This is a genomic window from Desulfocurvus vexinensis DSM 17965 (genome assembly GCF_000519125.1).
Taxonomy (GTDB): domain Bacteria; phylum Desulfobacterota; class Desulfovibrionia; order Desulfovibrionales; family Desulfovibrionaceae; genus Desulfocurvus; species Desulfocurvus vexinensis.
The window spans coordinates 1-9,063 of sequence record NZ_JAEX01000042.1 but is presented as its reverse complement, the minus strand read 5'-3'; the positions used below and the strand labels follow the sequence as shown (position 1 = coordinate 9,063).

At 58.8% G+C, this 9,063-nt stretch carries 10 protein-coding genes; 6 read left to right on the top strand and 4 right to left on the bottom strand.

The window, feature by feature from the left end:
- Window positions 1-56 precede the first annotated feature (56 nt).
- Window positions 57-251 carry a hypothetical protein gene (locus G495_RS0114235; protein ID WP_011366959.1) on the bottom strand — a complete coding sequence of 65 codons (195 nt, stop codon included), beginning with the start codon at window positions 249-251 and terminating at the stop codon, window positions 57-59.
- Window positions 252-390: 139 nt separating this feature from the next.
- Between G495_RS0114235 and G495_RS0114230 the strand changes: the two genes are divergently transcribed.
- The 5 genes from G495_RS0114230 (at window position 391) to G495_RS19390 (ending at window position 5,643) form a co-directional block, all read left to right on the top strand.
- Window positions 391-663, top strand: coding sequence for a hypothetical protein (locus tag G495_RS0114230; protein ID WP_011366960.1), 273 nt, complete (start codon window positions 391-393; stop codon window positions 661-663).
- The gene (locus G495_RS0114225) at window positions 660-938 is read left to right on the top strand and encodes a hypothetical protein (protein ID WP_028588333.1); all 279 of its coding nucleotides are present in this window, start codon (window positions 660-662) and stop codon (window positions 936-938) included. Before G495_RS0114230 ends, G495_RS0114225 begins: the two co-directional genes overlap by 4 nt.
- Window positions 938-2,461, top strand: coding sequence for a terminase large subunit domain-containing protein (locus G495_RS0114220; protein ID WP_022661700.1), 1,524 nt, complete (start codon window positions 938-940; stop codon window positions 2,459-2,461). The genes G495_RS0114225 and G495_RS0114220 overlap by 1 nt, the downstream gene beginning before the upstream one ends.
- A gap of 183 nt (window positions 2,462-2,644) precedes the next feature.
- Window positions 2,645-4,084: a phage portal protein family protein gene (locus G495_RS0114215; protein WP_245588448.1), complete on the top strand. Its 1,440-nt coding sequence runs from the start codon at window positions 2,645-2,647 to the stop codon at window positions 4,082-4,084.
- Window positions 4,084-5,643, top strand: coding sequence for a minor capsid protein (locus G495_RS19390; protein WP_235896539.1), 1,560 nt, complete (start codon window positions 4,084-4,086; stop codon window positions 5,641-5,643). Before G495_RS0114215 ends, G495_RS19390 begins: the two co-directional genes overlap by 1 nt.
- 57 nt (window positions 5,644-5,700) lie before the next feature.
- On the opposite strand, the gene G495_RS21350 is transcribed toward G495_RS19390, so the two are convergent.
- From G495_RS21350 to G495_RS21340, 3 genes are read right to left on the bottom strand one after another with little or no spacing between them, the layout of a single operon-like run.
- Window positions 5,701-6,657 (bottom strand): BsuBI/PstI family type II restriction endonuclease, encoded by a 957-nt coding sequence (locus tag G495_RS21350; protein ID WP_084458314.1) that lies wholly within the window; start codon window positions 6,655-6,657, stop codon window positions 5,701-5,703.
- Window positions 6,654-8,192, bottom strand: coding sequence for an Eco57I restriction-modification methylase domain-containing protein (locus tag G495_RS21345; protein ID WP_084458312.1), 1,539 nt, complete (start codon window positions 8,190-8,192; stop codon window positions 6,654-6,656). Before G495_RS21345 ends, G495_RS21350 begins: the two co-directional genes overlap by 4 nt.
- Window positions 8,185-8,493 carry a helix-turn-helix domain-containing protein gene (locus G495_RS21340; RefSeq protein WP_235896538.1) on the bottom strand — a complete coding sequence of 103 codons (309 nt, stop codon included), beginning with the start codon at window positions 8,491-8,493 and terminating at the stop codon, window positions 8,185-8,187. The genes G495_RS21345 and G495_RS21340 overlap by 8 nt, the downstream gene beginning before the upstream one ends.
- Window positions 8,494-8,624: 131 nt before the next feature.
- On the opposite strand from G495_RS21340, the gene G495_RS19380 reads away from it, so the two are divergent.
- Window positions 8,625-9,063 (top strand): DNA adenine methylase (locus tag G495_RS19380; RefSeq protein ID WP_035252426.1); only part of this gene is annotated, 439 nt, incomplete at its 3' end.

The window sequence follows — 9,063 nt, the reverse complement described above, 5'->3', positions numbered from 1 at the left end:
TGATGCACGGTGCATTCGGTCATGTCGATGTCTCCTTTGTCGGTGGCCCGGTGTGTTCAGGACAGGAACTCGTCCAGCTCCCGCAGCAGTTCCTCGACGTGACCGAGGGAGCCGACGCTCGCCCAGGTGATGTCCGGCTGCTTCGCGTCCGCTTCGAGCTTGCCGCGAATGCCCTCGATCAGCCGGGCGATATTCTCCTGCTTTTCTCGGTACGCCTTGAGTGCCTGCTGGCGGTTTCTGTCGTAGGTCATGGCCTGCCTCCGGTTCCGTTTTCGTGGATGCGGGACCATCCCGCGTCACATCCAATGACGCTTCTATTTCGTTGGAAATCAAGTGTTTGCAGAGATCTTTCTGCATGTGCCCCAAACCCATAACCCAAAGGAGATCAACATGTTGAAGAAGACCCTCGAATGGACCATCCCACTGGCGCTGGCCGGGATCATGACCGGCTGCGCCACTTACCGGCCTCCGGCCCAGATCCAGTCGGCGGTGGCCACCGTCAACCGCCACACGCCCGAGTACGTGACCGAGGCCAACAAGGCGCTGCGCGAGGTCGGCCACCCGGACGCCGAGCGCCTGACCGGAGTCGGTCTGCGCCTGCAGACCGCCGTGGACGCCCTTGACCAGTGGGCCAACGGCTCGAACCGGGAGGCAGGCCAATGAAAGAGATCCTTCAGGAAAACAGCGATGTCGTTCGCCAGGCCGGTGAGGCCCTGGTTGAAATCGGCACCGAACTGGCGGCGGGACGGATCGAGAACGCCCTCGGCCGTCTGGAAGCGGCCCAGCAGCAGTACCGGGCCTGGGCGGAGTTGGACCAGGCCATCATCGACATTCAGGAGGCTGTCCACGACCGGAAGAACACTCTGGCTGTGCAGCAGATCCTGACGGAACTGGTGGGCACCATCCTCGGCAGCGCCTTGAGGACGGGAATGCACTGATGGCGGTAACCGACAAGGAGCGCAAACTTGCGGCGACCCTGAGCGATCCCGTGTTGTGGGGGCAAGCCTACCTCTACAACCGGGATGGCTCAGGCCGCGACTATTGGCCGCATCAGGTGGAGGACCTGCGCTGCCCGGCCAAGAACATCATCCACCTCGACGGCCGGGACGTGGGCAAGTCCATCGTTCTCTCGACCGACGCGCTCCATTACGCCTTCACCACCCGAGGCGGCCAGGGCCTCGTCGCGGCTCCGCACCAGGGGCACCTCGATACCATCATCGAGGAGATCGAGTTCCAGCTCGACACCAACCCGGATCTGATGAACAGCATTGCCCTGACCAAGTACGGCAAGCCCAAGATCCACCGCAAACCCTACTTCAGGCTGGAGTTCACCAACGGTTCGGTTCTCTATTTCCGCCCGGCCGGGGCCTATGGCGACGCCTTCCGGTCCTTGCATGTCGGCCGCGTCTGGGTCGATGAAGGAGCCTGGCTGACCGAACGGGCCTGGAAGGCGCTGCGCCAGTGCCTCAAGGCCGGGGGAACCCTGCGCATCTACTCCACGCCCAACGGCCTGCGCGACACCACCTATTACCGGCTCACCTCGTCGGATCAGTTCCATGTGTTCCGCTGGCCGTCCTGGCTCAATCCCCTGTGGACCGAGGATCGCGAGGCCGAACTGCTGGAGTTCTACGGCGGCCGTGACAGCTCCGGCTGGCAGCACGAGGTGGCCGGTGAACACGGCAAGCCCTCCTACGGGGCCTTCAATGTCGAGCAGTTCAACCTCTGTCGGCAGGATCTGCTGGAGTATCAGAAGATCGTCATCACCGATTCCGAGCTACGCGATTGCGACACCGAGGAAGCGGCCCACGACCGGCTGGAGATGCTGCTCAACCTCACTCCCCGCAGCGGGCAGTTCTGGGTCGGCGGCGACCTGGGCTACACCAACGACCCCACCGAGATCGTCGTATTTCAGGAGATGGAGATCGGCGAGCGGACGCTGCTGAAGATGATCCTGCGCGTGCATCTTGAACACGTTTCCTATCCGCACATCGCCCAGATCATCGCGCTGCTGGAGCGTTACTACACCCCGGCTGGCATCGGCGTGGACAACGGCGGGAACGGTCTGGCGGTGGTTCAGGAATTGCTCACGCTGGACAAGTACAAAGGGCTGGAGCTGGAAGGCAGGCTCAAGGGATACGACTTCGGCGGCATGACCCGGCTGGCGGTGCGAGACGGCAAGGAAATCAAGAAACGGACCAAGGAGCTGATGACCAGCCTCATCAACGGAGCCCTGCAGCGTAAGCAGGTCATTTTCCCCTCGGACGACCTGGAGGTGGAAGACCAGTTCACCACCCACACCTACACCCTGCGGGACGGCAAGATCATCTATTCCAAGGGCAACGACCACATCATCGACGCGGTGCGCTGCGCCATGCTGATCCGGGAGGAAGGCAACCTCGACCCGGTCGGTGAAGAGGTGGTCTCGCTCAAGCCGGTGCTCACCAATCCGGTCTTCATCTGATCGCATCCTCCGACGCTTTCCACCCCGCTCCGGTAAGTAACCGGCATCGAGCCGGATTCGGCCCACACGGGCCGGATGTGCGGCTGTCATGGCCGAAACTACCGAGAGGATCACGTGGAAAGCACCGCCCATCAGGACGAACAACCCGAAAGCCTGGACACCACCGGCTTTGTCATCGCGCCGATGGCAGCAGCGGCCGCGCTCGACTCGGCCGCCTTCGCCAAGGTGAACGCCGCCGAAGCGATTCCGGCCACCTGGGAAGAACGCGCCCGTAAGGCCTGGGAATACTACGTCGAGGAGCCGCTGGTGAAGAACTGCGTCAACTCCTGGCGCACCTTCGCCGTGGGCGACGAGATCAAAATCACCAGCGATGACGAGACCCTCAAGGAGCAGGCCCTGGAGGCCGCCTGGCGGCTGAACGTCTCGCAGTTCATCAAAGACATGGTTCTTCAGCTCCTGGTGAAAGGCGACGCCATCGGCTTCAAACGCTTCACCAAGTCCGGCCAGGACATCGAGGAGCTGGTCTGCGTCAACCCGGTTTCGGTCAAGGTCAAATACGCCCAGGGCGAGCTGATCGAGGCCCGGCAATTTCCCGAGGACACACCCGGCGGCGGCGAATCCATTCCGCTGCCCGTCGAGCAGGTGGTCCACCTCAAATGGGACGCACCGGCCTTCTCGCCCCGAGGCAACTCCCTCGTGCTTCCCGCCTTTCAAGCCATCGAACTGCTGCGCGACTACCGCCGGGCCGAACAGGCCATCGCCAAGCGCTGGGCCACGCCGTTCCGCCTGCTCAAGGTGGGTGGCGCGTTCGGCCAGAAGATGGTGATGCCGGACCAGCGGATGCTCGAACAGGTCCGCGACATGGTCAACAAGATGGACATGAAAAGCGGCCTGGTGGTCCCGTTCTACGTCAACGTCGAAACCCACGGCACCGACGGCCAGGTCCTCAACGTCGAGGACAAGGTCAAGGAGGTGAAGGAAGACATCGTGGTGGCCTTGGGGCTGTCACGCTCGCTGGTGACCGGCGACGGTCCGAACTTCGCCACCGCCTCGGTGAGCATGCAGAAGATGATGGTCATGATCCGCGAGATCAAACAGGCCGCTCGAAAGCTCCTCGACTGGGTGTTCGACGACTGGATGGAACTGAACGGCCACGGCGACAAGAGCATCCAGTTTATCTTCAACGACCTCGACCCCAGCGACGCGGTCGATTTCAAGAAGCTCCTCATCGAACTCTACGACCGCAAACTCATCAGCCGCTCCAGCCTCCAGCTCAAGATGGACCTGGACCCGGACATCGAGGCCGCCAACCGCGAGACCGAACGCAAACAGATCGACCTGATGGACGAGAAACAGGTGAAGCCGGTGGTGGATATGGTCGTCTCCGGCATTCTCAGCGTGCCTCGCGCCCGGAAGATGCTCGGGATTCCGGCCGAGGATAATGAACCCACGGCGGAGGCGGCATTGGTCTGGTCGGGCGACCTGGAGTCCACCGGCATTGCTGCCGTATGCGACGAGTGCAGCCACTTCATTGCTGACACCAACCACTGCCGGGTCCACAACAGCGAGCGCACCTTCGACGCCCCGGCCTGTCGTTTCATCGACCGCCGGGAGCCTCGCTGATGCCATCGGACCTCAAGCAGCGCATCCAAGCGGCCACCCTGAAAAGCCTGACGGCCCGCAACCGCTACAACGACCAGGTCACGGCCCAGCTCACCCAGGCGCTGAAACAGGCCGAAGACGAGGTCGCCCGCGCCATCCTCCAGTACCGCTCCCTCGGCTCCCTGCCGGATAACAAGCTCGCCGCCCTCAAAGGGCTGGAAAAGCTCCAGCTCGAACTCGACGACACCATGAAACGGCTCAAGCGGGAGCAGACCCTGGTCTTTCGCAAGACAACCAAGGACTCCTTCAAGCTCGGCATCCAGCAGGGAATCGGCGAACTCGCCGACGCGGCGCTGCCGTTCTACGCCGACCTCAAAGCCGAAGGCATCGACAAGCTGGCCACCAAGGTGTTCACCATCGTCGACACCAATGCCCTCGACTTCATGGCGCAGTACAACCTCACACTCGCCGGTGACGTTCACCGCGAACTCGCAGACGGCATCAAGCGCACCATCCTGAACGGCGTCGCCACGGGCAAGGGAGCCGACGACATCGTCCGGGACATGGGCAAGGTGATCATCGACAAGGACTCCTTTCGTCAGGCCGGAAGCCGGGTGTTCAGCAAGGCGCAGTACCGCATGGAGATGATCGCCCGCACCGAGGTCCTCCGCGCCCACAACATGGGAAGGCTCAAGTTCCACGAGCGGGTCGGCATCCAGAAGCTGGAATGGCTGGCCATGGAGGATGAACGGATGTGCCCGGTCTGCGGTGGCCTGGACGGCAAGACCTTTCCCATCGACAAGTTCCCCCAGCAACCCGCGCATCCGCACTGCCGCTGCACCAACATCGTGGCGTGGCCGATGACCGTCTGCGGCAGCGAGATGGCCGCGAAGGCCGCCGCACAGGCATCGCAGGGGGACGCCTGCATTCTCCCGCCCCACGTGCTGGAAGGCATGGCCGACGCCCAGGCCAAGGAGAACGCCAAGCTCAAGAGCGCCTTTGAAAACGGCGACATTGCCGACCTCGGCTCGCTGACGGTTAAACAGCTCCAGACCCTGGCGAAACAGAACGGCGTGGCCATTGCCCGGACCAAGGCCGATTTCATCAAGCTGCTCGACCTGGCCGAACCGGGGATCGATCACGGTGACCTGGCCGGAGCGGCGCTCAGCGCCAAGCTCAAGGAACACAAGATCGGCCTGCTGCGGACCAAGGAAGAACTGGTCGAGCTGCTCGGACTGAAACAGGCGGAACTCAAACAGGCCAAGCTGCTCGCAGCCCAGATGGCGAAGATCCCGCCCGCCGAGGGGCTGGAGGGCATGACCGCCCAGCAGCTCAAGGAGATGGCGAAGGAGAACGGCATCTCCCTCAACATGACCAAGCAGGAGACCATCGAGCTGCTGGACAAGCTGGAGCCCGGCGTGGATCACAGCGGCCTGATGGGCAAGGAACTCGCGGCGGCCAAACAGAAGCACGGCATCGGCATCCTCAAGAACAAGCAGCAGCTTGTCGAGGCGCTGATCCGGCTGGCGACCGAGGAAACGCTGAGAAAGTGGATTCTCCGGCAGATCCGGGACCGATAATGAAACCTTGCCGAAAGAGGCTTTGGACCATGAATGGACGGGGAAGGCAGTAGTTGTTCAGTCCTTGTAAGGTCCGAGGAATCGCTCTCCGTTGAAATGAATCAGATGGGAAGGGGCGTCAGCCACCCATACTTCCGTTTCCCAGGCGATTTCTCCAAGATACCGCCCCATGAGAGAACGGTTTGGAAAGGCGGTGACATAGACAAGCCCCGCTTTGGAATTGGCGAAAAGCTGTGACAGTTCCGCATGTCTTTTGCCGTCCACAGGGCCGTGACTGGTAACGGATTCAACGAGTAACAGCCAGTTTCTTTTCGGACAGAACAGAACGACATCGGGCATTTTCCCGTGAGAATCGACACTGATGCCAAGATCGGAGAGCAAAGGCGCATCGAAATATCCCCATTTGTCACCGGTATCGCCAGCATAGATCAGCACGCCGCCGGGAACGAATCGAGGCCCGAACTCCTCAATAATGTCTCGTATCAATTCGCTGTGCTCGCCGGGACTCAGGGTGATCTCCTTGCCCTTGGCGATTTTCACGGGAACCCGATTTTGCTCCCGTTCCATTGCGTAACGCGCCGCAAGGGTTTCGCGGTCGGCAAGGTAGGACGTCAGGTTGTCATGCCACATCGAAGTACCGAAGGAACGTAGCAACTCCAGAACGGTATCTTCGATCTGGTAAACGGCCTTGGGGCTGTTTACAGGCCGGTTGGGTTTGTCTGGATTGTAGAGTGCGATTCCTGCATCCACGAACTGATGCATGGTTTGCCGCCTGACGGTTTCCCGAGTATTTGGGGCGTACTCTTTTTGATAGTGCTCACGCGCCCAATCCATGATGGGCGTTATCCCCATCAACGGTTTTTCAGACTCCTTCCACTTCTTGCCGGGTGTGAGATTCAACAAGGCAAGAAGACAGAGCGCGGAACGTTCGTTCTGCTGCGCCCTCGGCATTCCAAGAGCTACCAGGATATTGATCGCGTCACTGATTTGCTTATGGTTGTTGGTCTGGTTCATTCCGCAATTCTCTCCATTTCTTCGTCGATCATATCCTGAGTCAACTCCCCTTGCTTGATTGCCCATTGTCCGAGTTCAATGAGGGCCTTGCGGCTCGGGTACTTCATAAGTTTAAGATCGGTTGCATTGACTTGTGTGTGGCCGCTGAACCGCCGGAAGTTGTCATCAACAGCCGTTGAATTCAGAAAGACGGAAAGCCCTCTTGCAAGGGCCTCTGTTAGCGGCCCTTTATTGCTATGGAAAACATTGAGGTGATTTTCCAAGCCAAGCTTCTCCACTCCACCAAACACCGCAGGGGCAACAACGCTCGCCACAATTCTCCGCCTTTCTTCTTTTGATGAAAAACGGCGCACCACAGTATAAAAGCCATTCGGATAAAGCCATTTTTGCGTTTCCTTATTGCACAGAATCGCATTGGGCTTTTTCCCTCCTACTATCGGCCATTGCATGGACTGTCCCTTGAAATGACATGGGTACAACAACGGCACTGTTCCGGCTTCAGGCATGGCTTTCAAGTGATCCTTCATGCGAAAATCCACAACCGGACCGGTTGAAACCTGTATGCCAAGTTGCGAAAGCGAGTAGTTAAATGCTTTCGCATCGTCCAGAAAATCAGCTTCCGGTGTCGCCGGGATATGAATAAAAAGTTCTTTGTCATCCTCGCGGACAATTTCTCTGAATTGATAATCGGAAATGAATGTGTCGGAGAATGTATCGTCGGTGGAAGTCGAGACAGTGACACCTTTTTGCAGACCACCTTTTTCAAGCGCCACGATGATATTTTCCTGAAGAACCTTATCTTCCCTAAACGCCTTGTTTCTGGAGCCAAACAGATGAATGCGCCGCACAGCGGCATGTTTCAGCATGAACTCCCGGAATGGACGATAGTACGGTCCATTGCAAAAACTCCTGGGAATGATTGCAACCAGATATCCGCCTTTTTCCAGTAACAGCAAGGACAAGGCAACGAAAGCTGAATACAGGTTAACCGTTTCAATTCCGGCGGTGCGAAGACATGCCCGGTGGCGTGATGCGCTGGAAATCTTTTTATAGGGAGGATTCATAATGCAGTGCGTGTACTTATCCACCTTTTCAGGCCACAGGCTATTAAGCGAAGCCGCCTTCTTTGATGCTTCGGTTATGAAGTCCTCAGCAATAATGCGCCACGCCACCGAACCACCGCTTTTCGCTGCGGTTATTTCGCACAGATCAAGATTCTTCTCCAGATAGGAACGCATTACCGAGTCTATTTCGTAGGCGTCCAAATCAATACGATAGCCGTTTTTACCTTTGCAGAGATGTTCGACAAAAGCGGATGTCAGACTGCCGACACCTGCTCCGGGGTCCAACAGCCGGATATTCTGACTTGATGGGGCGGGAAACAACGAAGCCATAAACGAGGCAACCGTGGCCGGGGTCATATACTGGCCAAAAGCACTTTTGGTTTCCACCTTGAGCTTGCCGTTTGCAATTTTCCTCGAAGCATCCGCCCGAGACAGAAGATTTAGAGGTTCTTTCAATAAAGCTTCAGGCATGTTGAGCCCCCGTTTTTCGTTTGCTTGGTGCGCTCATTTTTTCGTTCATCCACGCATCGATCCGGTCCCGGTCGAACCGCCACTGGGTTCCGATCTTGGAACCGGGCAGCTCGCCTTTCTGGGCCATCTGGTAGAGCTTGCTGCGGCTCATCTTCAGATAACCGGAAAGCTCCTCGATGGTCAGCCATTTGTCTTGTGGTTCCATGTCAGTCACCGCTTTTCTGAATTCTGTAATAAAACATGATAATAGAAAATAACGAATACCAGGCCGATTTTCAAGCCAAATCTCGGCAACTTCCATAAATTTCCCCCCAAGTCCCGTCCGCTGAAATTCGCCGTCACCCTCCGACACATCGCCGACGCTTCCGGTAAGTAACCGCTGAACGCTCCCCGCAGGTCGCGGAGAGCACAGCAAACTGACCGGAGACGTTGATGGAACTGTTCGCCACAGACCTGGAAAGGCTGGCGTTTCTACTGGAGGCCGATGCGGCGCTGACTCTCGATCCCGACACGCTCGGGTCCGAGGCCGCCGAACAGTCCGCTCCTGAAGAGCTCCCTCCCGAGAAGCGCCCCAAGTACATCACCAACTACATCGGCAGTAAGCAGAAGCTCGTCGACTGGATCTGGAAGCATACCCCGGAGGGCGCTGGCACGGTGCTGGATGCCTTTTCGGGGTCTGCGGTCGTGGCCTACATGTACAAGACCAAGGGCCTCCAGGTCATCGCCAACGACCGGCTCCGCTACTGCCACCATGCGGCCAAGGCGATCATCGAGAACAACTCGGTTCGCCTGAGCGAGGACGAGATCGAGGCACTCCTGGCCGACAACGCCAAGGCGGGCAGCTTCGTTCAGGACAACTTCAAGGGCATTT